This is a genomic window from Pseudarthrobacter sp. WHRI 8279 (genome assembly GCF_040224115.2).
Taxonomy (GTDB): Bacteria; Actinomycetota; Actinomycetes; order Actinomycetales; family Micrococcaceae; genus Arthrobacter.
Map to the genome: position 1 here is coordinate 3,923,478 of NZ_CP168162.1, position 22,000 is coordinate 3,945,477.

The window sequence follows — 22,000 nt, forward strand, 5'->3', positions numbered from 1 at the left end:
AGCGGCGTCCGGGGCGTCCACAATGAGTCGCATCACAGCCTCCGCTGTGGCCCACAGCGTGCTGTCACTCACTCTGACCTGCCACCTGAGAGGGGCGCGGAAATGAACGATCAGACGGACGCAGCCACGGCGGACCGGGAGCTCAAACAGAAGCACCGGGCCATGTGGGCCTCCGGCGACTACCCGGCCCTCGCAGACGAGATGCTCCTGGAGTTGGGCGCCATCCTGGTGGAAGCCTGCGGCATCACGTCGCGCAACAGCGTGCTGGATGTCGCCGCCGGATCAGGCAATGCGGCCATTCCGGCGGCGATGATGGGCGCAAAGGTGGTGGCCAGTGATCTCACCCCTGAGCTTTTCGAGGCCGGCCGGCGTGAGGCAGCCAACCGGGGTGTCAGCCTGGACTGGAAGGAGGCCGACGCGGAAGCCCTGCCGTTCGCTGACGCCGAGTTCGACGTCGTGATGTCCTGCCTTGGCGTCATGTTCGCTCCCCATCATCAGCAGGCGGCTGACGAACTCTTGAGGGTGTGCAAGCCGGGCGGCACCATCGGACTCCTCCACTGGACTCCGGACGGGTTCATCGGCAAGATGTTCGCCACCATGAAGCCTTTCGCACCCCCGCCTCCGCCCGGCGCCCAGCCGGCGCCGCTGTGGGGGAGCGAGGACCACGTCCGCGAACTGCTGGGGGACGGGATCACGGACACCGCGTCACGCAAGCAGACACTGGCTGTGCGGAGCTTCCACCAGCCCGGCGATTTTGTCCGCTACTTCAAATCCCACTACGGCCCCACCATCTCCGTCTACAAATACATTGGGGAGGACGCGGACAAGGTCAAAGCCCTGGACCAGGCACTGACTGAACTGGCTGATTCGTTCGGCGATGCCCATGGCGACTCTCCCTTCCAGATGGAGTGGGAGTATCTGCTGTTCACAGCCAAGAAGGCCAAATAGGCAAGGAAGGGCTTAAAAGCCAGCGGCCGCCGTCGGGCGTTTCCCGGGAAGGGAAGGCCCGACGGCGGCCGCTGAAGCGGGTGCGCTACTCGGCGTCGTGATCCGTTTCCAGGATCTGGACCAGGTGGTTCAGCGCATCGTCAGCGCCGTCGCCCTCTGCGCGGAGGACCACAACGTCGCCGTGTGAGGCTCCCAGGCTCATGAGGGAAAGGATGCTGGCAGCATCCATGGCCTCGTCGGCCGGCTCGCCTTCACGTGCGATGGTGATGTCCAGGTCGTACTCTCCTGCTGCCTCGGCAAAGATGGCGGCGGGGCGGGCGTGCAGGCCTACTCGGCTGGCGACGGTTGCGGTGCGTTCTGGCATTGTTGCTCCTTTTGTCTTTCGGCTTGCTGTAGGTCCAGTGCCGGATAGCTGTGGTGGTTGGGGTCAGACCGTTGCGGGAACGGGTTCCACGGTATCAGCGGTCTTGGGGGCTGCCCAGCGCTTCAGTGCCACCACGGCCAGGGCTGTGACGATGGTACCGGCAATGATCGAGAGTACGAACATCAGCACGTTGCCGATGGCGAAGAACACGAAGATGCCGCCGTGGGGTGCCTGCGATGTGACGCCGAAGGCCATGGTCAGCGCGCCGGTGAGGGCACCGCCCAGCATGCTCGCGGGGATAACGCGCAGTGGGTCGGCCGCGGCGAACGGGATGGCACCTTCGGAAATAAAAGATGCACCCAACAGCCAGGCGGCCTTGCCGTTTTCACGCTCGGCCAGGCTGAAGAGCTTCTTGTCCAGGACCGTGGCCAGGGCCATAGCCAGGGGCGGAACCATGCCGGCGGCCATGACGGTTGCCATGATCTGCCACGGCGCCTGGTTGTCTGCGCTGCCGGCGCTCAGGCCGGCGACGGCGAAGGCGTAGGCCACCTTGTTGACCGGGCCGCCGAGGTCAAAGCACATCATCAGGCCGAGGATAATGCCCAGGACGACGGCGGAGGCGCCGGTCATTCCGGACAGCCAGCCGTTGAGGGCCAGCGTCAGGCCTGCGATGGGACCGCCGAGGACCAGGAACATCAGGCCGGAGGCGAAAATGGAGGCGAGCAGCGGGATGATGACAACCGGCATCAGGCCGCGCAGCCACCTGGGGACGGTCCAGGTTCCGATCAGGTGTGCCATGTAACCGGCCAGCAGGCCGCCCACGATGCCGCCCAGGAAGCCTGCGCCCATGAACCCGGAGACCGCGCCGGCGACGAAGCCCGGTGCGATGCCGGGCCTGTCGGCAATGGCGTAGGCGATGTAGCCGGCCAGCGCCGGAACCAGGAAGCCCATGGACAGGGCGCCGATCTTGAACAGCACAGCACCGAGGTAGATGGCGAGGCCACCTTCGGGAAGGTTCCCGAAGTTGTTCTCCACCACCACGGTGTCCGCTACGTCGGTGATGTCGTAGCCGCCCAGCAGGAAGCCCAGGGCGATCAGCAGGCCGCCGCCCGCGACGAACGGGATCATGTAGCTCACGCCGGTCAGCAGGGCCCGCTTGAGCTTCTGGCCGATGTGCTCGCCCTTTTCCTCGGCGTCGTGCTCTGCCTGTTCCTCGGCACCGAAGTGCGGAACCCGGCGGGCGTTGGGGTTGTCCGCAGCAGCCAGGGCTTCCTGGACCATCTTGGCGGGCTCGTCGATGCCGCGCTTGACCGGTGCGTTGATCACCGGTTTGCCGGCGAAGCGCTCCTTGCCGCGTACGTCCACGTCCACCGCGAAGATGACGGCGTCAGCAGCAGCGATCACGGCGGGGTCCAGCGGCTTGGCGCCGGAGGAGCCCTGGGTTTCCACCTGGAGGTCCACGCCCATTTCCTGGGCAGCGGCGACGAGCGAGTCGGCAGCCATGTAGGTGTGGGCGATGCCGGTGGGGCAAGCAGTTACGGCCACCAGGCGCTTGGGCCCGGCTGCGGGGGCGGCCCCGGCGGCAGAAGAACCGGCGGCAGCAGGTGTAGCAGCTGTCGGGGCAGCAGCGGGCGCAGCATCCGTGGGGGCAGCGGCTGCGTGGGCGGCCGGCTTGTCAGCCAGTGCGCCGTCCACCAGTTCCACGATCTCCTCGCGCGAGGAGGCGTTGCGCAGGGCTGCGGTGAAGTCCTTCTTGATGAGGGACCGGGCGAGCTTGGAGAGCAGCTTCAGGTGCGCCTGGTCTGCTCCGTCCGGTGCCGCGATGAAGAAGATCAGGTCCGCGGGGCCGTCCTTTGCCCCGAAGTCCACCTTGGGGTTCAGGCGGGCCATGGCCAGGGTGGGTTCGGTGACGGCGGCCGAGCGGCAGTGCGGGATGGCGATGCCGCCGGGGATGCCGGTGGCGGTCTTCTGCTCGCGGGCGAAGGCGTCGGCGAAGAGGCCTTCGACTTCTGATGCGCGTCCGGTGGCAGCAACCTTGCTTGCCAGGTGCCGGATCACCGCTTCGGGGGAGTTGCCCAGGTTCTGGTCGAGCTCGACCAGTTCCGTGGTGATGAGCTGGGTCACTGTCAATCCTTTCGAAGGGCCGTGATGGTTACGGCATCCGGGGTGGTTTGGTGTACTGCCGGAACGGTGGAACCGGGCAGGGAGGCGGCTGCGGCACCGTGGGCCACAGCCTGTCGAAGGCAGTCGGCCGGGGCGGCGCCCTGGCCGTGGGCGAGCAGGTAGCCGGCAAGCGCGGAGTCTCCCGCGCCTACCGTGCTGACCGCGGCGACCGGCGGATGCGTGGCCAGCCACGCGCCGTCGGCCGTTACCAGGACAGCTCCCTTGGAACCGAGAGTTGCCAGCACAGCACCCACACCGGAACGCACGACGGCGGCGGCGGCTGCCGCGGCAGCCACCGGATCCGCTTCCAGTTCGTCAGCGGTGGCCGTGGCAAAGCCGGCTGCAGCAGCCAGTTCCGCCAGTTCTTCGGCGTTGGGTTTGAGGAGGTCCGGTTTCCCGGAACCAGTGGGGGTCCCGTCAGCGCCGGTACCGTCTCCGGACATCGCCGCGGCGAGCGGCGCTCCGGAGGAGTCCACGGCGATGCGCGGGGCGCTGCCGTTTCCGGCCGCGCGGATCCGCCGGGCCGCCGTGGCGTAGAAGTCTGCCGGGAACCCCGGCGGGAGGGAACCGGCCAGGACCACCCAGCTGGCGCCGCGCGAGCTTTCCAGCAGCAGCTTGATGAGGGCCTCCTGCTGGTCCTCGTCCAGCCTGGGGCCGGGTTCGTTGATCTTGGTGGTCACGCCGCCGGGCTCGGTGAGGGCAACGTTGGTGCGCAGCGGCTCATCGATGGGGAGCGATACGAACGGCACCCCGATTTCCCGCAGGCCCGCGAGGACGGGGTCGCTGTCGGCGCCGGGAAGCACCGCCACGGATTCCAGGCCGGAGGCGACGAGCGCGCGCGAAACGTTGACTCCCTTGCCCCCCGATTCCTGGCTGACGGAGACGGCACGCTGCACTTCGCCCCGTTCCAGGGGACCGGGAAGTGCAACCGTGCGGTCCAGGCTTGGGTTGGCGGTGAACGTGACGATCATGCGATCACCACGTCAACGCCGGCTTCTTCCAGGGCGGCCGCGAGTTCCGGGCCTGGTTGGCTGTCTGTAATCAAGGTGTCCAGATCTTTCAGGGAGGCGAACTGGACCAGGGTTTCCGTGTCCAGCTTGGAGGAATCGGCCAGCACCACAATGCGGCGGGCCGAACGGACGAAGGCTGCCTTAACGGCGGCTTCTTCAGGATCGGGTGTGCTCAGGCCAAAACTTGCGTGGATCCCGTTGGTGCCGATGAAGGCGATGTCGGGACGGAGTTTGCCGGCAGCCTCCACGGTTGCCTGCCCTACGGCCACCTGGGTGATGCCGCGTACCCGGCCGCCCAGGACGTCAAGGGCGATCCCGGGAACGCTGGACAGCTTGCCGGCGATGGGAACGGCGTGGGTGATGGCAACCAGTTCCGCCCGTGGTTCCGTTGCGTCGGAAGGTTCGACGGCGGCGCGGCGGGAGAGCATGTCGGCCAGGACTTCGGTGGTGGTTCCGCCGTCGATCAGGACGCTCCCCGCAGAGTTCCGCGGAATGAGGGCCAGGGCAGCCTCGGCGATGCGGATCTTCTGGTCAGGCCGCTGGATGGCCCGCTCGTTGACGCTTTCCTCCGTGGTGCTGAAGCGGTCAGCGGCCACGGCGCCGCCGTGGACGCGGCGGACTGTGCCCGCGGTTTCGAGGGTGGCAAGGTCGCGGCGGACGGTTTCGGTGGTGATGCGGAAGCGCTCGGCCAGGAGGGTCACGCTGACCCGGCCGCTGCCGGCAACAAGCTCGGCAATCTTTTGCTGGCGCTCCTCGGCGAACACGTACCCTCCGTTGCGTAAGTTCAGTTGGTGCGGTGGTCCTGCGGTGCCCACGCGATGCCATGCGCAAGCCTGGAATCAGTGGGGTGACTGGCATCACATGATGTTGAGATACTTGACTTTATCTTTGCTTGTGTTGGTTTGTCAATGGAAACCCACACGAAACAAAGTGCATGCGGAGTGTGCCCCTCATCCGCTTGGAGTTTTTGGGCAGATAAGGGGACTTCCCGGCCCCGGAACCCTGCATATCTGGACAAAAACTCACTGGTGGGAAGCGAAAAGCCGGGCCGGACCGCAATGGTCCGGCCCGGCTCGTCGGGTTCATTCCTTGTCCAGCCAGGCAATCCGGCCGGGACTTCCTTGTGCCTAGAGTCCGCCGTCGCGGCTTTCGTTCCGGGTGATGCGTTCGCCCGTGTTGGGATCCACCACGGAGCGGGTCTCGCTGACGCGGCGGCTGCGGCCGGGTGAAGCGAGGATGAGGGAGGCGATGAGGCCGATGACGCCGACGGCCATCAGGATGTAGCCGATAAGGACCTGGTCCACGGCCGGGATGAGGCCCGGAGCCACCGCCCACGCGAGGATGGCGCCGAGTGCGATGAGGAAAATGGAGGATCCGATTCTCATGAGTTGCTCCTTGATTGGGGGCCGGGCCTGGTCATAACCCGTTGACGGTTGCTAAGCATGCTGTCCGTTAAGCGTCACGCTACCCCGCCGGGTTGCCGGGTTCAATGCTCCCGGGCGGTGCGTAACCCATTCGTTGCGCTGTGGCCACTGTGAAAGGTGGGACGGTGCCTGCCGGGTTTCAGTCCGCGTTGCCGCCGTCGGACAGCCAACCGGTCCCGGCACGGCGTCAGGCTCCGGCCCGGCCTGCCTCGATAGGCTGATCCGATGGAAACAGTTGTTTGGTCCAGGCCTGAAGACCAGCGGGCGGGTACGCCGCTGCTTGTCATGATGCACGGCTACGGTACGGACGAGTCCCGCATGGTCCGCCTCTTCGAATACCTGCCGGCGGAATTTACCTGCGCGGCACTGCGGGCCCCCATGGACATCGGTGACCACTACGGCTGGTTCCTGCTGGATTACTTCCTGGCCAACGACTTCGCCGACGTCATCAAGGCAGCCAACGCCGTCCAAACCTGGATCAACAGCGTCAAGGGCCAGCACAGCAGCGTAAGCCTGCTCGGATATTCCCAGGGAATGGCGATGGCCAGCACCTTGCTGCGCCTCCACCCCAAGGACTACGAAGCGGTGGTGGGGCTGTCCGGCTTCGTGCTGCAAAACGAGCTGCTTTCCCTCACTGAATCCTTTGATGCCCGGCCGCCCTTTTTCTGGGGGCGGGACAAGGCTGACCTGGTCATCAATGAAGACGCCATCGCGTACACCCAGGAATGGCTGCAGGAGAACACCCTCCTCACCGCCAGGACGTACCCGGGCATGGGCCACGCCATGTCAAAGACGGAAATGGTGGACGTGAGTTCGTTCCTGCGCCACTACGTGCTGCGGCCGGAGGGGTCCACCGACAACCGGCGGTGAGGCCGCACGGGCCTTGTGAAGTGCGTCACGTTGTCCCACAAAGAAAAAACAGTTGCAGGCTAAATTTGTAAGCGCTTACACTCGTCTTCGGCCGTGATAGCGGCACTGGACTGGGTGAACAGGAGATCGGCGCGGTGCGGAGAATGTACTGCAGCGGGCTGCGGCCCGATGATCCGTACCAGGCCTGCACCCCTGGCGGTTCCGCCTGGCTTGTCTCCGGGCGCCGGCATGCCCATGATGGTAGAAGTGCATGGGCCGGCAGGGTCAAGGCCGCCACGTTCCCGCCGTGAGCGAAGACCTGCCGCATTTCCTGCGCATCCGGGCATCGTCGCCGCCACCTACGCTGCATCCTTCCGTCCGCTGCATCTTTCCGTACAAGGCTGCCCGCCGTCCTGAAAGGACACCCACCACCCATGAGCGATAACACGGCAACAGGCCATCCAACCGGCGGTCTCTCCGCCTGGGCCGGCGCGTCGGCAATCCTCTTTGACCTGGACGGCGTGCTGACCCCCACAGCCACAGTCCACGAGCGGGCCTGGCAGGAACTGTTCGAGGGCTTCCTGGCGTCGCAGCCACAGGTGGCCGGTTACAGCGAAAGCGACTACTTCGATCACATCGACGGCAAGCCACGCTTCGACGGCGTGCGGGACTTCCTGGCTTCACGCGGGATTGTGCTTCCCGAGGGTCCCACTGACGATGACCCCGCGAACACCACCGTGCAGGGCCTGGGGAACCGGAAGAACCGGATCTTCAACGACATCGTGAGCACCGGCGTGGAGCCCTTCGAAGGTTCTGTCCGCTTCCTCGAAGCCGTACTGCAGCGCGGCCTGAAGGTCGCCGTCGTCTCTTCCTCACGCAACGCACCCGCCGTCCTGCAGGCGGCCGGGCTCAGCGAGCGCTTCCCCGTGGTGGTGGACGGCGTGGTGGCCGCAGGCGAAGGCCTGCCCGGCAAGCCGAGCCCGGCCACCTATGAGTATGCAGCGCATCTGCTTGGCCTGCCGAGCGAGGAATGCGTGGTGGTGGAGGACGCAGTCTCCGGTGTCCAGGCCGGGGAGGCCGGATCCTTCCACTCCGTCATCGGCGTGGACCGTGGAGCAGGGCGTCAGACCCTTCTCGACGCCGGCGCAACCCTGGTGGTCAATGACCTCAAGGAACTGCTTCCCTAAAGAACGTCCGCCGTCCCCCGGGCGGCGCCCGCTGCTTTCCCCGGCAGCTCCCGTCAGTACCCTTCCCCCAATATCCCCCGGGCCGGCAGCAAACCAGCTGCCCGGCCACACGTCAAAGGACCCAACACCATGGCCCTGATCTCCGCGGACCGCGAAAGATTCCCCAACACCCCCTGGCAGCTCGTGGAAACACGCCACGAACAGGGCAACGAGGGGACGCTGGAAACCCTCTTTTCCCTCGGAAACGGGCACCTGGGCATCCGCGGCGCCCACTGGGCCGCAGCCGATTCCGACCTTCCAGGCAGCTTCATCAACGGGCTGCACGAAATCTGGGACATCAAACATGCGGAAAACGCCTTTGGCTTCGCCCGCACCGGCCAGCGCATCCTCTACATCCCGGATGCCAACAACTTCACGGTCGTCCTTGACGGGGAGTCTCTGAGCCTGGCTGAGTCAGAGGTGCTGGATTACCGGCGCTCCGTCGACTTCTCCACGGGCATCTACGAATGCCGCATCACCTGGCAGTGCCGCTCCGGCGCCGTGGTCACCACCACCGAGCGGCGCGCCGTGGGTTTCGCGTCCCGGGGAAGCCTTGGCATCTCCCTTGAGGTGGCCACGGACCGCGAGGTGTCCGTGGACGTCACCTCCTCATTGATCAACCGGCAGGACCAGCCGGTGGAGGACCACTCCGTCCACGATCCCCGCCGTGCAGGCCGGCACGCAGGCCGCGTCCTGCTGCCCCTTCGCCTTGACGGCGGCGACGGGTCGCTCCGGCTGGCCTGGGAGGCCGCGGAATCCAAGCAGCGCGTGGGCGTCGCCGTGGACCACTGGACCTCCGCGGGCCATCAGCCGTTCGAGACCCTCGTGGACCAGGACGACAGCAGCGTCCGCTATGTCCTGGCGGTTGGCCCCGGCGAGCCGTTCCGCCTGGAAAAGAGCGTCAGCTACGCCGCCGGCCGGGCCATCCAGGACCCGTCAGTGGACCCGGCCGCTGCCGCCGAGGAAGGCCTGCGGCCGGTAGCGGACATCTTTGCCGAGAGCGAGGCGCACTACCGGAACTACTGGGCCACCTCGGACATCGTGGTGACCAACCAGTCCGAGCTGCAGCAGGCCATCCGGTGGAACCTGTTCCAGCTTGCCCAGGCGACGGCGCGCGCGGACGTTGCCGGCATTCCCGCGAAGGGCGTGACAGGTTCCGGCTACGAGGGCCACTATTTCTGGGACCAGGAGGTCTACCTCCTGCCCTACCTGACCTACACCAACCCCGACGGCGCGCGGCGGGTCCTTGAGTTCCGCCACGGCATGCTTCCCGAGGCCAAGGTCCGGGCCAAGGAGCTGAGCGTGGACGGTGCACTGTTCCCGTGGCGCACCATCAACGGGCTCGAGGCGAGTGCGTACTACGCCGCCGGCACGGCACAGTTCCACATTGCGGCCGCCATCGCCTTTGCCACCAACCGGTACGTGTGGGCCACGAAGGACGCCGAGTTCCGGGACGGGATGGGCGCCGAACTGCTGATTGAAACGGCGCGCATGTGGATCTCGCTGGGCTTCTTCGGCAAGGATGGGCTTTTCCATATCCATGGCGTCACGGGCCCTGACGAGTACACCGCCGTGGTCAATGACAACCTCTACACCAACGTGATGGCCCGCTTTAACCTCCGGGCTGCCGCTGCCCTGGAGCATGCGGGCGTCACCGACGAGGAGCGGCAGTTGTGGGAAGCGGCTGCGAGCCGCATGCAGCTGCCCTTCGATGAGCGGATGCAGGTGCATTCCCAGGACAACGACTTCATGCACCTCGAACCCTGGGACTGGAACACGCCCCGGTCCAAGTACCCTTTGCTGCTGCACTTCCACCCGCTGGTGATCTACCGCCACCAGGTCCTCAAGCAGGCGGACACCGTCCTGGCGATGTTCCTGCAGTGGCAGGACTTCACGGCGGAGGAGAAGCACCGGGCCTTCGACTTCTACGATCCGCTGACAACGGGCGATTCCACGCTGTCCGCCTGCGTCCAGGGCATCATGGCGGCCGAGGTGGGGTACTCCCGGGAGGCACTGGAGCACTTCACCAACGCCGTGTTCATCGACCTTGACGACACCCACGGCAACACCATCGACGGCGTGCACATTGCCTCCACCGGCGGGGTCTGGAGCTCCCTGGTCTGCGGTTTCGCCGGGCTAAGGGACCAGGGTCCGGTTCCCTACTTCGACCCCCGCCTCCCCGCGGAATGGGAGGGATTGGACTTCCATCTCAAGATCCAGGGCCGCCTGCTGCGGGTGGAGCTCGGGAACGGCTCCATCACGCTGGCAGTCTCTGAAGGGGAACCCTTGGCGGTTGATGTCCGCGGCCGGGAGCTCATCATCGGCGCCGATCCCGTGAAGGTGGCGCTGGATCCCGTGCCGCAGCCGGAGCCCACGGTGTTCCCCAGCGGACATCCGACGGCGAGCATTCCGGTGGTGCGTGCCAACAGCTAAGTGCGGGGCGGCGGCGGGAGCCTAGTCTCCCGCCGCCGTCGTGCGTTGCAGCCTGGGTTCCTGGTCCAGGGGGTGGGCCAGTTCATCGGCGGGCATCCGCGCAGCAGCCATGGCGATGACCGCCATCACCGGGCAGACGCCGCCGGCCACCAGGAAGATCAGCCAGATGGGCAGCACCTCCGCCGCGGGCCCGGCCAGGGCCATGGACACCGGCATCAGGGCCAGCGAGACGAAGAAATCCAGGCTGGAGACCCGGCCCAGGAGGTGCGGTGGTACCCGCCGCTGGAGCAGGGTGCCCCAGATGACCATGCCCACGCTGCCGGTGGCGCCGAAGATGAACAGTGCCGCGGCGATTGCCCAGAAGCTGTCCATGACGCCGATGGCGGCCAGCGGCAGGCTGCCCGCACCCCAGGACACCATCATCACCGTAAGGTAGCGGCGCGGCAGCCGGAAGGACGCCGTCAACAGCGAGCCAAGAGCGGCGCCGACCCCCATCACGGCCAGCAGGAAGCCGAACATGCGGGAATCGCCGTCCAGCTGGTCCCGGACCACGAACGGCAGCAGCACCTCGATGGGCCCGATCAGGAACAGTACCGAGATGCACGCCCACAACAGGGTCCACAGCAGCCATGGGGTGCCGAGGGTGTAGATCACTCCCTCGCGAAGGTCGTGGAAGAAGGATTGCCTCGGCACCTCAACGCCGTCCGCTCCGGCGGCCGGGGCGGCCAGTGCGTGCTGGCCCAGGAAGTTCAGGACGATGAACGCCAGGAGGTGGCACGCCGCCACCGCCGTGACCGCGTGCGACGGCGAGAGGGCAGCCACCACCATGCCCGCCACGGCCGGACCGGCCGCCTGCTGGAGGACGGGGCGCATGGACCCTTCCATTCCGTTTGCTGCAAGCAGGTCCTGGGCGGGAAGGATGCGCGGCAGGATTGCGGAGTAGGCAGGAAAGAAGAACGCCGCGCCGACGCCAAGGACAAAGGACCCCGCTGCGATGTGCCACAGCTGCAGCAGGCCTGTCATGGCCAATCCGCTGACGGCCGCTATCACCGCGAGGTTGGCCCCCTCCACGGCGATGATCAGCCGGCGCTGGGGGATCCTGTCCGCGGCGATGCCGCCGGCCAGGACGAACGCCACCAGGCCCACGCTGCCGGCGGCGGCCACCAGGGACAGTTCCAGCGGACCGCCGCCCAAATGGATCACCTGGTAGACCATGGCCACGGCCCACATGCCGGAACCGAAAATTGAGATGGCAAGCGCTGCGATCAGGACCCTGTACTCGCGGTGGGCAAAGGGCCGCAGGGCCTTGGGGGTGGGCATAGGCTAAGTCTAGGCTTTGGGCTCACTCCGGAGGAGCCCGGGCACCGGCCCCGGATGGACGCGGGCAGGTACGCGGCCCCTCCCGCGGTGGCCTAATGTTAAGCAACCTTAGTATTAGGAATTCCGGTACAGGCGTACCGCCGAGACAAGCAGAGGTGACCATGGCCAGGCGCAGCAATCCCGCAGTACGGATAGCACAGGAAACCGCCCACAACGCGGTGTTCGACGCAGACGGGAAGCCCAAACCCGGGGTCCACAACATGCTCCTGAAAGCGGTGGAGATCCAGCGCCCGCTGGTGGTGGCCTACATCCGCCGGCTGCAGAAGAAACACCCCCGGGCCACGGCAGCCCAGCTGGCCGACATCCTGGAACGCGACTACCTCCGCGCGGTCACCGGCGGCGGTGCGCTGGTAGGTGCTACCGCCGTCGTGCCCGGCGTGGGCACCGTGGCATCCCTCGGACTGTCTGCCGCCGCGACGGTCGGGTTCCTGGAAGCAACAGCCCTCTACTCCACCTCGCTGGCGGAGCTGCACGGGATCCGGCTCACCAACCCGGAGAAGGCCAGCACCATGGTCATGGCCATCATGCTGGGCGAGGAAGGGACAGCCCTCATCGGGACGCTCAGCGGCCAGGCTGCCGGGAGGGAAATGAACGCCAACAACGCCTGGGGCAACGTCCTGTCCAAGTCGATGGTGCCGGGCTTCGGCAGCATCCGGAGCAGGATCCAGAAGGCCTTCCTCAAGAACCTCCTCAAGCGGCAAGGATCCGCCCTGTTCGGCCGGGCACTGCCGTTCGGGATCGGGGCCGTGGTGGGCGGAGCCGGTAACCTCGTGATGGGCCGTGCGGTGGTGGCCAACGCCAAGGAGGCGTTTGGACCCATGCCGGACACCATCCCCGGAGAGCTCACGGCTGCCGCGGCGGCCCAGGACACCCCGACGCTGGAAGGCAACACTCTTGGATCTCAACGCTGACCTTGGCGAATCATTCGGCTCCTGGCGGATGGGGGACGACCCCGCGATGTTCCGGCTGGTCACCAGCGCCAATGTGGCATGCGGCTTCCACGCCGGGGACCCCGTCACCATGCTGGACAGCTGCCGCGCCGCCTATGAACTCGATGTGACCGTCGGCGCCCATGTGGGGTACCGGGACCTGGCCGGCTTCGGCCGCCGCTCGCTGGACATGAGCTTCGACGAGCTCTTCGGCGACGTGCTGTACCAGTTGGGGGCGCTCGACGGCGTTGCCCACGCCGTGGGTGCCTCCGTGGACTACGTGAAGCCGCACGGCGCCCTGTACAACCGGCTGGTCCACGATGCCGAACAGGCTTCGGCCGTGGTGGCGGCAGTAAACGCCTACGATCCCGGCCTGCCCATCCTGGGGCTGCCGGACTCCGAGCTCCTGAAGCAGGCCAGGGACGCCGGGCACCCGGTGTTCGTCGAGGCCTTCGTGGACCGCGCCTACCGGGCGGACGGCACGCTGCTTCCGCGCTCGGAGGAGGGCGCCGTGCTGCACGATGTCGACGCGATTGTTGAGCGGGCCGTGCGGCTGGCTGCCAAGGGCGAGGTGGTGGCTGTGGACGGAACAGTGGTGCAGGTCGGGCCCGATTCCCTCTGCATCCACGGCGACACCCCGGGTGCCGTGGAGATGGCTGCTGCCGTCCGGGCAGGGCTGGAAGCCGCCGGCATTGACCTGGAGTCCTTCGCGTAGCAGTTTCCTGCCGGCCGGTGGTCAGCCGAAGATCAGGTGCGCCACCGTAAAGATCGCAAGCCCGGCCAGCGCACCCACCACGGTGCCGTTGATCCGGATGAACTGCAGGTCCTTGCCCACCTGGAGCTCAATCTTCTGCGACGTTTCCTCGGCATCCCAGCGGGCCACGGTGTCCGTGATGACCCCGGCAATATCCGACCGGTAGGTCCGCACCAGGTAGCCGGCTGCGTCGCCGATCCACGCGTTGACCTTGCCGGCCAGCTCGGGATCGCTGACCAGCCGGGAGCCGAAGTCCCGCACGGCCGCCTTGAACTTCACTGTCAGTTCGCTGTCGGGATCGTCCACTGCACCAAGCAGCGCGTTCTTGACGGTGCCCCACGTGCGGGAAGCCAGTTCACGCACCTCGGGATCGCCGAGGACCTGCGCCTTGATGTCCTCGGCGCGGGCGATCATCACAGGATCATGCTGCAGGTCCTGGGCAAGGTCGTTCAGGTATTTGTCGATGGACTGCCGGACCTGGTGGTTGGGGTCGGCCTGCACGGCCCGGACGAACTTGAGGATCTCCACATAGACCTTGTCGCCCACCAGGCCGTCCACAAACTGCGGCACCCAGGTGGGGGAGCGGTCGGACACAAGGTGGGTGACCGTTTCGTGGTTGTCATCCACCCAGTCGGCGGCGCGGTCCACCAGCAGGTCCACCAGCTTGTGGTGGTGCCCGTCGTGGAAAATCCGCTCGGCCATCTTGCCCACGGGGGGTCCCCACGGCGGAGTCAGGAGGTGCTTACGCACCATTCCCTCGATGACCGCCTGGACGTCGTCGTCATTCAGTACTTTGAACAGGCCGCGGATGACGGCGGCGCCTTCCTTGGCCACCCGCTCGGAACCGGCAGGCGTGGCAAGCCACTCACCCGCCCGGCGGGCGATATTGACGCTGGCAAGTTTGTCCTGGACCACCTGCTCCGAGAGGAAGTTGGTCTCAACGAACTCGCCCAGCGAGGCGCCGATCTGGTCCTTCCGGCGCGGAATGATGGCGGTATGCGGGATCTTGATGCCCATGGGGTACTTGAACAGTGCCGTGACAGCGAACCAGTCAGCCAGCGCGCCCACCATGCCGCCCTCGGCAGCCGCGCGGACGTACTGGAGCCACGGGTATTCCTTCTGCAGCGCGAACGCGAAGACGAAGATCACCGCCATCACCAGCAGCAGCCCCAGCGCCACCATCTTCATTTTCCGCAGCGCTGCCGCCTTTTCGGCGTCGCCCGCGCTCAGTTGGTGGCCGACGGCGGCCCGCGCCTCCGCCTGGCCCCTTGCGGGCAGCGGTGCGGACGGGGTGGGCCCGCCGGGTGCTTCGCGGGTAGTTGGCTCAGAGTTCACCTGCATGTGCCAAGCCTAGTCCCGCAGCACGGGGCCGGTCGGCTACCGTGTCTGCATGACTACTGACGAGTCAGCGCCGCAACGGCCGTTGGTCTTTGCCCACCGCGGCTCCAGCGCCGCGTTCGCCGAACACACCCGGGCCGCCTACCTGCAGGCCCTGGCCGACGGCGCCGACGGCGTGGAGTGCGACGTCCACCTCACGCGGGACCAGCACGTTGTCCTCCTGCATGACGCCAACCTGGACCGGACCTCGGACGGAACAGGGCCCGTAGCCGAGCGCACGCTGCGGGAGCTGCGGCACCTGGACGTGTCATCGTGGAAGGGCGTCCGCATCCCGGAGGCATACGGTGCCCGGTCAGAGCAGCTGCTGACCCTGCCGGAACTCCTGGCGATCCTCCGCGGTGCCGGCCGGCCGGTGAAACTGGCCATCGAGCTCAAGCACCCCAGCCCGTACCAGCTCAAGCTGGAGGACCGGGTCCTTGAGGTGCTGCGGAGCGAGGGGTGGGACCCTAAAAGTTCTGCCGTGGACAACGTGGCGGTGACCTTCATGAGTTTCAGCCCGGACTCCGTCCGGCACCTGCTCGAATCAGTTCCGCCTGAATACATCTGCCAGTTGGTGGACGACGTGGACATCCGGGCGATCCGAGGCGGACTGGGGTTCGGGATGATCACCGGCGGCGCAATTGCCAACCTGATGAGGGCAACCCAGGCCGAAGCCGAGCGGATCCTGGACAACGGCCAGGTGGGCCTCGCCGGGCCAGGCATCGACTATGTGCGCCGGCATCCCGCTGCCGTCCAGCGCTGGCTCGCCGGTGGCCGGCGCTTCCGCGTGTGGACCGTGGATTCCGAGCAGGACGTTGCACTGTGTGCGGGATTGGGGATCCAGGAGATCACCACCAATGTCCCGGCCCGGGTCCTGGGCCAGCTGCAGGTCGCCTCGCCGCAGGGAAGGTAGGGGCGCATGGGCGGGATCCCGGACGGCGTGCCCGCGCTGTTCCGCTGCCTTGAGCCGCTTTTCCGCCGGCAGGACGCCTCCGGCGGGCTCCGGCCTGCGCCCTGGTCCGGCCCCCGCCGCTGGTGGACCGGGCCCCTGGACGTTGAAGGCCTCAGCCTGGGTGCGGTGGGTGCTGCCGCGGCGGCCCTGAACCTCCTGGCGGGTGCGCCGGACAGGTTCGCCACCACATCAGCCCTGACAGCCGCAGCCTTCGACTCTTCCGGGCATCTGCGCATCTCCGGGCATCCCATCCAGGGGTTCGCCCCGCTGTCCGGCTTCCGGCGCACCCTTGACGGGTGGATCCGGCTCCACGCCAACTATCCGCATCACGCAGAGCGGCTGATGGAGGCGCTGGGTGCCACCACCGCCGGCGGTGTGGCCGCTGCGCTCCGCAGAATGGAGTCCCTGGAGGCCGAAGCGGCCATCCAGTCCAGCGGCGGGGTGGCGGCGGCCGTCAGGACCCGGGAGGCATGGCTTGGCTCCGCGATGGGCCGCTCGGCGGGCAGGGGTCCGTGGATTGACCTGACGCTTCCCGGCGGCAAGGCCAAAGGAACACGGCAGCCCGTGCTCCAGCCCCTTGACGATCCGCGCAGGCCGCTCCTGGGCGTCCGCGTGCTGGACCTGACCCGTGTCATTGCGGGCCCGGTGTCCACCCGCCTGCTGGGCGTGCTGGGGGCGGACGTGCTGCGGATCGACCCGCCGCAGCTTCCGGAAATCACCGGCCAGTTCGTGGACACCGGGTTCTGCAAGAGGAGCGCCGTGGCGGACCTCGCCCTTCCGGGGAACCTGCACCGCCTGCACCACCTGCTGCACACGGCCGACGTTGTGGTGGCAGGCTACCGCGCCGGCTCCCTCACCCGCTTCGGGCTGGAGCCGGAGGCCCTCCTGGACGCCAGGCCGGAACTTGTGGTGGCCACCCTTGACAGCTGGGGCAGGGAAGGGCCGTGGAGCGGCATGCGCGGGTTCGACAGCATTGTCCAGGCGGCCACCGGGATCGCGGACCTGTACGGGTTGGAGGATGGCGACGGCGGCTGGCGGCCGGGTGCGCTTCCCGTCCAGGCGCTGGACCACGCCACCGGGTACGGCCTGGCTGCCGGTGCCATCGCGCTGCTCGCGCACCGCCAGCAAACCGGCCTGGGCGGGTGGGCACGGATGTCCCTGGCCCGGACCGCCGGGGAGCTCCTGGGCCTGCCCGCCCCGCCCGGCCAAGCTGGCAGCCCGGCAAGCCAGCCTCCCACGCCTGACCTGCGGACACAGGCCAGCACGTACGGCGAGCTTCAGTACGCCAGGCCGCCGCTGCTGCTCGACGGACAACCCCTCGACTATGGCCGCCCTCCCGTACCCTATGGAAGCTCGGAGCTGGCGTGGGCCTGACGGTTACAGGAGCCCGCTGCGCCTGTGGTTGAGTGGAGCCATGCCTTTTCCCCGCTCCGGCCGGGCCGCCCAGACCCTCTCCGCTGCAGCCATGAGCGCCCTGCTCCTGGCCAGCGCCATGAAGCACTTCCGCGACCCCGCCTTCTACCGCCAGGTGGTCCCGGGCTACCTCTGCCGTGACGACGACGCCCCCCAAGGTGCCGCGCCTTCACGTCCGCTTGCCCTCCTCTCCCGGGAGGAATGGATAGCCCTGAGCGGGCTGGTGGAGCTGGCAGCCGCCGTCGGAATCCTTGTCCCGGCAACGCGGAAGGTGGCCGCCACCGGCACCGCCGTGATGTTCACCGCGTTCCTGGCCGGACACGTCGACGCGCTCCAGCGGGCGTACGGGCCCAAGGGGACCCGCGCCCAGCGGAAGGTGCATACCGTCCGCCTTCCGCTCCAGGCACCGCTGATTGCGTGGGCGTGGAGCCTGCGCCGGCCGGCCGGGGGAGCGCGTCCGTGAGCCTGCTGGCATCCCCGGCGATACGGATGGGAATCTCCATCAGCATCGCCACCGGTTTGTACGGTGTGTCCTTCGGGGCACTCTCAGTGACGTCCGGGCTCAACTTCTGGCAGACGATGGCACTGAGCCTGCTCCTGTTCAGCGGCGGCTCGCAGTTCGCGTTCATTGGCGTGGTGGGCGGCGGCGGGTCCGGCATCGCGGCCATGAGCGCTGCCACCCTGCTGGGCATGCGGAACGGGATCTACGGCATGCAGCTCAACGCGCTCCTGCACCCCACCGGCTGGCGCAGGTACGTCGCAGCCCAGCTCACCATTGACGAGTCCACGGCAACCAGCTCCGGCCAGACGGACCCTGCCGAACAGCGTCGGGGGTTCTGGGCGGCGGGCATCGGCATCTACGTGCTCTGGAACCTCTTCACCGCCATCGGAGCGCTCGCCGGAAGCGGCCTGGGCGATCCCAAGCAGTGGGGGCTTGACGGCGCAGCCGTGGCTGCGTTCCTGGGGCTGCTCTGGCCGCGGCTCAAGGGGCGCGAGCCGGTTGCCATCGCTGCCGTGTGCGCCGTGGCCACCGTCATCGCCGTGCCGTTCGTCCCCGCCGGCGTGCCGATCCTGGTGGCGGCCGTGGTGGCCGCGGTCATCGGATGGTTCAGCCATGGCCGGAGTGACGAAGGCCTCGAGCCGGACGTGGACCCCTTCCGGGAGCGCCACCACCACGGCGGACATGCCAGCCAGAGGATCACCGAATGAGTCTCTGGATCTGGCTGCTGATTGCCTGCGCCCTGGCCTACGCATGGAAGCTGGTCGGCTACTTCGTTCCGGCCCGGTTGCTGGAAGATCCGCGCATGTCACGGGTGGCGGGCACCATGACCATCGGACTGCTCGCCTCCCTGACGGTTGTGAACACCGTTGCCACAGGCCAGTCGCTCGCTGCTGATGCCAGGCTGGGGGCGCTGGTGGCTGCCGCGGCAGCCCTGGCCCTGCGCGCGCCGTTCCTGGTGGTGGTCCTCGCCGGCGCCGGGACGGCGGCGCTGCTGAGGGCCCTGGGCTGGAACTGACCGGCAGGAACTGACTGGCTGGAACTGACCGGCTGGAACTGACTGGCTGGAACTGACGGCGGCACCTGGAATGGGAACACGCACCCTCTTTTTGTGATGCCTGTCACACGAAGAGCCCTTTTCCGGTTGTACTATAAAAGCGGCTATGCAGTTGGCCTTGGAAATTCTCGCGAATGGCACCCATGGAAAATCAGCTGCATCCAGCCGGGGAAAGACCCGGACGTCTGCACCACAAACACATCAGGCGCCGCGCGGGACTGCCGGCCAAGCGCTTCTTCACCCGGTTTGCCGGCATGGCTGACGTCCCGGCCGAGGACCTGGAGTTCCTTTCGCAAAGTCTGGACGCAGCGTTTGACGTGGACACGGCGTCCAACATTCCGGCCCTGCGGGCCTTGGTGCGCCATGAGCTTCGCAGCAGGGGAGAACCGGGCGGCCAGTAGCAAACCGCATCCCGGAACGGATATGTGGTGGACTGGCACCAGGGCCGCAAACCCACTGCGGCGGCCACAAGGGAGGAACCGCGATGAACGATCGGTCACGTCCGGAGCAGCCGGGGAAGCCCCGGCAAGGGTACCTTGACCCCGGTGGTTCGGAATCCACCCGGGAACTGCGGGATACAGCCCGGCGCCGCCGCGATGCGGAGGAAAAGCTGCAGCAGCACCTCAACGAGGCCAAAGACCACGTCCCCAATGAGCGCCACGACCAATCGGAGCAGCATCAGCAGGAGCACCACGAGTCCGACGGCGACGCCGGACAGGGCTCGTCCCGCTAGTAGTGGTGGGCGGCGGCGCTGGGGGAAAAGGTGGGGCCGCGGGCGGGTGCAGAGGTCCGGCGATCCGGAACCTGGGGAGCCGAAACCTGGGGATTCAGGGTCTGCGGGCCAGGAGTGTTGCAGCCTGCCGGCTAGGCCACGCCGTGCGCTGCGCCATCCGGCGAACTGGCCCGCCTGCAGCTCTCTTCAACAGCCATCTCGTACCACGCTTCCGCCCCGAACTCGGGTTCAGGTGTGTCCAGGTTCTGGTACAGGGCGTCCAGCAGGTTTGCGAGTTCTTCCGCCGTCAGGGAGGGAAGGACTTCCTCGGGCCCGCGGGGATCGTTAAGGTACTTGTTCAGCTTTGAACTGTTCATCGTGCCACTGCCAGGATGCGCCGGAACTGAGGGGATTGCTTCATGGGTCACTCCATCCCTAAGTTGGGAGGCTGGCTGCGTAACCCCTCCTGAAGTGTATTGCACGTGCAGGACGCCCACAATGGTGCCATCCGCGCGCCAAACACAAACGCCGGGGCCAGTGGTCCCGAACCTCCGGCCGCGCTTCGTGCGCGCAGCTTTACGGCAGTGTCAGCCCAGGTGCGGGCCCGTTCCAGGTGTGGACGGGACCGGCACATGGGCAGGCAGGGGGCGGGCGGGCCGCACCGTCCGGATGGCGTCCTCAACCAGGGCCAGCGGGCGCCGCCAGGCGTCAGAGCCGGGCTCCATGGTGTCCACCACGCCGATCAGCATCGCAAGCAGCCGGAACATGTCCGTCATGGAGATGTCTGCCCGGAGGCTTCCCTGGCCCTGCCCGCGCACCAGCAGCACGCTGATGGAGTCCATGAGTGAGCCGGTAATGCCGGTCAGGAGCTCCCGCCGCCCCGCCACGGCGCCCAGCAGGTTGGCGTCAGCGCTGGCCGCGTCCATGAGTGCCTCCAGGACACGCAACAACCCGGCGGCCGCGTCGATGTCCGCCAGGGCACCGTCCACCACCGGATCCACAGTGAGGCGCAGCTGCCGGTTTAGGGCGGCCAGGACCAGTTCTTCCTTGTCCGCGAAATTGCGGAAGAGGGTGGCAGGGCCAACCCCTGCTGTTGCCGCGATGGTCTGCAGCGGCACTTCCGGTCCGAAGTCGCGGAAGCATTGCCGGGCCGCCGTGATGATTTTGTCCACGTTCCGTGCTGCGTCGGCACGGAGGGGCTTACGGGCGACTGCGAGGCTCATGCGAAAAGGTTAGCAACGGAGCTTTCGGCGATCACCGTTACTGCAGGGTAGGCGGTTATGTGACGCCCAGGGGCACCTTCCCGCCCTGCCGGCGCGGGCCCGCCGTGGCACACTGGCTTCATGTTGCTAGCGTTTTCTGTCGCCCCCTCGGGCGCCCCCAGCGAAGGTTCAAGGCCCACAGATGCGTCAGTGCACGACGCCGTTGCCGCCGCCGTCAAAATCGTCCGCGAGTCCGGCCTGCCCAACACGACGGACTCGATGTTCACCACCATCGAAGGTGAATGGGACGAGGTCTTTGACGTGGTCAAGCGGGCCACGGAAGCGGTGGGACGGTACGGCAGCCGCGTCTCCCTCGTGATCAAGGCTGACATCCGGCCGGGGTACACAGGGGAACTGACCGCGAAAGTGGACCGCCTGGAAGAAGCGCTCGCAGACGGTTCCTGACCCGCGCAGCCCTGGCCCGCCGTCGGCCGTTACCGGACCCCAACTCCGGGAGCCGCAGCTCTATGGACCCCAAGGCTGCCCCGTGCCAAACTGTGGCAATGTTCGAGCACCAGCCCCGGCCGGAGTGGATTGCGGCTGAAGAGTTCCTGTCCCGCGTCGTGGTCCATCCCGATCCGGCGCTGCAGCAGGCCATCAGTTCCGCCGCGGAGGCGGGGATGCCTGCCATCGAAGTGGCGCCCAATGCGGGCAAGCTCCTAAAGCTCCTGGTGCAGCTGACGGGAGCCCGGCGCGTGCTCGAAATTGGCACGCTCGCCGGCTTCAGCACCATCTGGATGGGCCGGGGCCTTCCCTCGGACGGCACCCTTGTCACCTGCGAATTCCTGCCCAAGCACGCGGAAGTTGCGTGGGCCAACATCGATGCCGCCGGCCTCGGGGAGAAAGTGGAGATCCGGCTGGGGCCCGCGCTGGAGACCCTGGCGGCACTTGAGGAGGAGGGCCGGGCGCCCTTCGACTTCATCTTCATTGACGCAGACAAGGAGAACAACAGCCGCTACCTGGACTGGGCCGTCCGGCTGGGGAGGCCCGGGGCTACTGTGGTGCTGGACAATGCCGTCTGGGAAGGAGCCATCCTTGATCCCGCAATGGATCCCGTCAACGCGCCGGGAATCATCGGTGCACTCGAGCTCCTGGGGAAGCATCCACGGCTGGACGCTACCGTCATCCAGACCGTCGGCTCAAAAGGCTGGGACGGTTTCGCGCTTGGACGTATCCGCTAGCGCCGGTGCCGGGAATCTTTCCTGCCCCACAAACTGCTAAGTATGCTTAGAACCAGAATCCGGCTGG

The 22,000-nt window shown here is 67.3% G+C and carries 24 protein-coding genes; 15 read left to right on the top strand and 9 right to left on the bottom strand.

Annotation, left to right across the window (positions count from 1 at the left end):
- Positions 1–102: 102 nt before the first annotated feature.
- Positions 103–948 (top strand): class I SAM-dependent methyltransferase, encoded by an 846-nt coding sequence (locus ABRP28_RS17965; RefSeq protein WP_350001057.1) that lies wholly within the window; start codon positions 103–105, stop codon positions 946–948.
- Between the two features lie 85 nt (positions 949–1,033).
- Here ABRP28_RS17965 and ABRP28_RS17970 read toward each other — a convergent pair whose 3' ends face one another.
- From ABRP28_RS17970 to ABRP28_RS17990, 5 genes are all read right to left on the bottom strand, one after another.
- On the bottom strand, positions 1,034–1,312 hold the full coding sequence (locus ABRP28_RS17970; protein ID WP_104185572.1) for an HPr family phosphocarrier protein: 279 nt from the start codon (positions 1,310–1,312) through the stop codon (positions 1,034–1,036).
- 63 nt (positions 1,313–1,375) lie between these two features.
- Positions 1,376–3,436, bottom strand: a complete 2,061-nt coding sequence (locus ABRP28_RS17975; protein WP_350001055.1) for a fructose-specific PTS transporter subunit EIIC — start codon at positions 3,434–3,436, stop codon at positions 1,376–1,378.
- A 2-nt stretch (positions 3,437–3,438) separates the two neighbouring features.
- Positions 3,439–4,446, bottom strand: coding sequence for a hexose kinase (locus tag ABRP28_RS17980; protein WP_350001054.1), 1,008 nt, complete (start codon positions 4,444–4,446; stop codon positions 3,439–3,441).
- On the bottom strand, positions 4,443–5,249 hold the full coding sequence (locus ABRP28_RS17985; RefSeq protein ID WP_350001053.1) for a DeoR/GlpR family DNA-binding transcription regulator: 807 nt from the start codon (positions 5,247–5,249) through the stop codon (positions 4,443–4,445). Before ABRP28_RS17985 ends, ABRP28_RS17980 begins: the two co-directional genes overlap by 4 nt.
- Before the next feature lie 363 nt (positions 5,250–5,612).
- Positions 5,613–5,870 (bottom strand): DUF6458 family protein, encoded by a 258-nt coding sequence (locus ABRP28_RS17990; protein ID WP_104185568.1) that lies wholly within the window; start codon positions 5,868–5,870, stop codon positions 5,613–5,615.
- 264 nt (positions 5,871–6,134) lie between these two features.
- Here ABRP28_RS17990 and ABRP28_RS17995 point away from each other — a divergent pair, with 264 nt between their 5' ends.
- The 3 genes from ABRP28_RS17995 to ABRP28_RS18005 all read left to right on the top strand — a co-directional run bounded on the left by ABRP28_RS17995 (position 6,135) and on the right by ABRP28_RS18005 (position 10,417).
- Positions 6,135–6,779, top strand: a complete 645-nt coding sequence (locus ABRP28_RS17995; RefSeq protein WP_350001050.1) for a phospholipase — start codon at positions 6,135–6,137, stop codon at positions 6,777–6,779.
- Positions 6,780–7,192: 413 nt separating this feature from the next.
- Positions 7,193–7,945 (top strand): HAD-IA family hydrolase, encoded by a 753-nt coding sequence (locus ABRP28_RS18000; RefSeq protein WP_350001049.1) that lies wholly within the window; start codon positions 7,193–7,195, stop codon positions 7,943–7,945.
- A 129-nt stretch (positions 7,946–8,074) separates the two neighbouring features.
- A complete protein-coding gene (locus ABRP28_RS18005; RefSeq protein ID WP_350001047.1) occupies positions 8,075–10,417 on the top strand; it encodes a glycosyl hydrolase family 65 protein in 2,343 nt (780 codons plus the stop codon).
- A gap of 21 nt (positions 10,418–10,438) precedes the next feature.
- Here the strand turns inward: ABRP28_RS18005 and ABRP28_RS18010 are convergent, their stop codons facing one another.
- Positions 10,439–11,737 carry an MFS transporter gene (locus tag ABRP28_RS18010; RefSeq protein WP_350001045.1) on the bottom strand — a complete coding sequence of 433 codons (1,299 nt, stop codon included), beginning with the start codon at positions 11,735–11,737 and terminating at the stop codon, positions 10,439–10,441.
- Between the two features lie 161 nt (positions 11,738–11,898).
- Here ABRP28_RS18010 and ABRP28_RS18015 point away from each other — a divergent pair, with 161 nt between their 5' ends.
- Positions 11,899–12,708: a hypothetical protein gene (locus ABRP28_RS18015; RefSeq protein WP_350001043.1), complete on the top strand. Its 810-nt coding sequence runs from the start codon at positions 11,899–11,901 to the stop codon at positions 12,706–12,708.
- A complete protein-coding gene (locus ABRP28_RS18020) occupies positions 12,692–13,441 on the top strand; it encodes a 5-oxoprolinase subunit PxpA (protein ID WP_350001042.1) in 750 nt (249 codons plus the stop codon). The genes ABRP28_RS18015 and ABRP28_RS18020 overlap by 17 nt, the downstream gene beginning before the upstream one ends.
- 21 nt (positions 13,442–13,462) lie before the next feature.
- Here the strand turns inward: ABRP28_RS18020 and ABRP28_RS18025 are convergent, their stop codons facing one another.
- The gene (locus ABRP28_RS18025) at positions 13,463–14,821 is read right to left on the bottom strand and encodes a DUF445 domain-containing protein (protein WP_350001041.1); all 1,359 of its coding nucleotides are present in this window, start codon (positions 14,819–14,821) and stop codon (positions 13,463–13,465) included.
- A gap of 49 nt (positions 14,822–14,870) precedes the next feature.
- Here ABRP28_RS18025 and ABRP28_RS18030 point away from each other — a divergent pair, with 49 nt between their 5' ends.
- The 7 genes from ABRP28_RS18030 (at position 14,871) to ABRP28_RS18060 (ending at position 19,511) form a co-directional block, all read left to right on the top strand.
- A complete protein-coding gene (locus ABRP28_RS18030; protein ID WP_350001039.1) occupies positions 14,871–15,770 on the top strand; it encodes a glycerophosphodiester phosphodiesterase family protein in 900 nt (299 codons plus the stop codon).
- 6 nt (positions 15,771–15,776) lie between these two features.
- Complete coding sequence (locus tag ABRP28_RS18035) at positions 15,777–17,183, top strand: CoA transferase (RefSeq protein WP_350001037.1); 1,407 nt, start codon at positions 15,777–15,779, stop codon at positions 17,181–17,183.
- A gap of 40 nt (positions 17,184–17,223) precedes the next feature.
- Entirely contained in the window at positions 17,224–17,685 is a 462-nt protein-coding gene (locus tag ABRP28_RS18040; protein WP_350001035.1) for a hypothetical protein, read from the top strand.
- A complete protein-coding gene (locus ABRP28_RS18045) occupies positions 17,682–18,431 on the top strand; it encodes an AzlC family ABC transporter permease (protein ID WP_350001033.1) in 750 nt (249 codons plus the stop codon). Before ABRP28_RS18040 ends, ABRP28_RS18045 begins: the two co-directional genes overlap by 4 nt.
- Positions 18,428–18,739: an AzlD domain-containing protein gene (locus tag ABRP28_RS18050; protein WP_350001032.1), complete on the top strand. Its 312-nt coding sequence runs from the start codon at positions 18,428–18,430 to the stop codon at positions 18,737–18,739. The genes ABRP28_RS18045 and ABRP28_RS18050 overlap by 4 nt, the downstream gene beginning before the upstream one ends.
- A gap of 182 nt (positions 18,740–18,921) precedes the next feature.
- Positions 18,922–19,179: a hypothetical protein gene (locus ABRP28_RS18055; protein WP_350001030.1), complete on the top strand. Its 258-nt coding sequence runs from the start codon at positions 18,922–18,924 to the stop codon at positions 19,177–19,179.
- 83 nt (positions 19,180–19,262) lie between these two features.
- The gene (locus tag ABRP28_RS18060) at positions 19,263–19,511 is read left to right on the top strand and encodes a hypothetical protein (RefSeq protein WP_350001028.1); all 249 of its coding nucleotides are present in this window, start codon (positions 19,263–19,265) and stop codon (positions 19,509–19,511) included.
- Positions 19,512–19,642: 131 nt separating this feature from the next.
- Here the strand turns inward: ABRP28_RS18060 and ABRP28_RS18065 are convergent, their stop codons facing one another.
- Both ABRP28_RS18065 and ABRP28_RS18070 read right to left on the bottom strand, forming a co-directional pair.
- Entirely contained in the window at positions 19,643–19,867 is a 225-nt protein-coding gene (locus tag ABRP28_RS18065; RefSeq protein WP_350001027.1) for a hypothetical protein, read from the bottom strand.
- 210 nt (positions 19,868–20,077) lie between these two features.
- A complete protein-coding gene (locus ABRP28_RS18070; protein WP_350001025.1) occupies positions 20,078–20,713 on the bottom strand; it encodes a helix-turn-helix domain-containing protein in 636 nt (211 codons plus the stop codon).
- 120 nt (positions 20,714–20,833) lie between these two features.
- Here ABRP28_RS18070 and ABRP28_RS18075 point away from each other — a divergent pair, with 120 nt between their 5' ends.
- Both ABRP28_RS18075 and ABRP28_RS18080 read left to right on the top strand, forming a co-directional pair.
- Complete coding sequence (locus ABRP28_RS18075; protein ID WP_174182222.1) at positions 20,834–21,157, top strand: thiamine-binding protein; 324 nt, start codon at positions 20,834–20,836, stop codon at positions 21,155–21,157.
- A gap of 98 nt (positions 21,158–21,255) precedes the next feature.
- The gene (locus ABRP28_RS18080) at positions 21,256–21,933 is read left to right on the top strand and encodes an O-methyltransferase (protein ID WP_350001023.1); all 678 of its coding nucleotides are present in this window, start codon (positions 21,256–21,258) and stop codon (positions 21,931–21,933) included.
- The last annotated feature ends 67 nt before the right edge of the window (positions 21,934–22,000 follow it).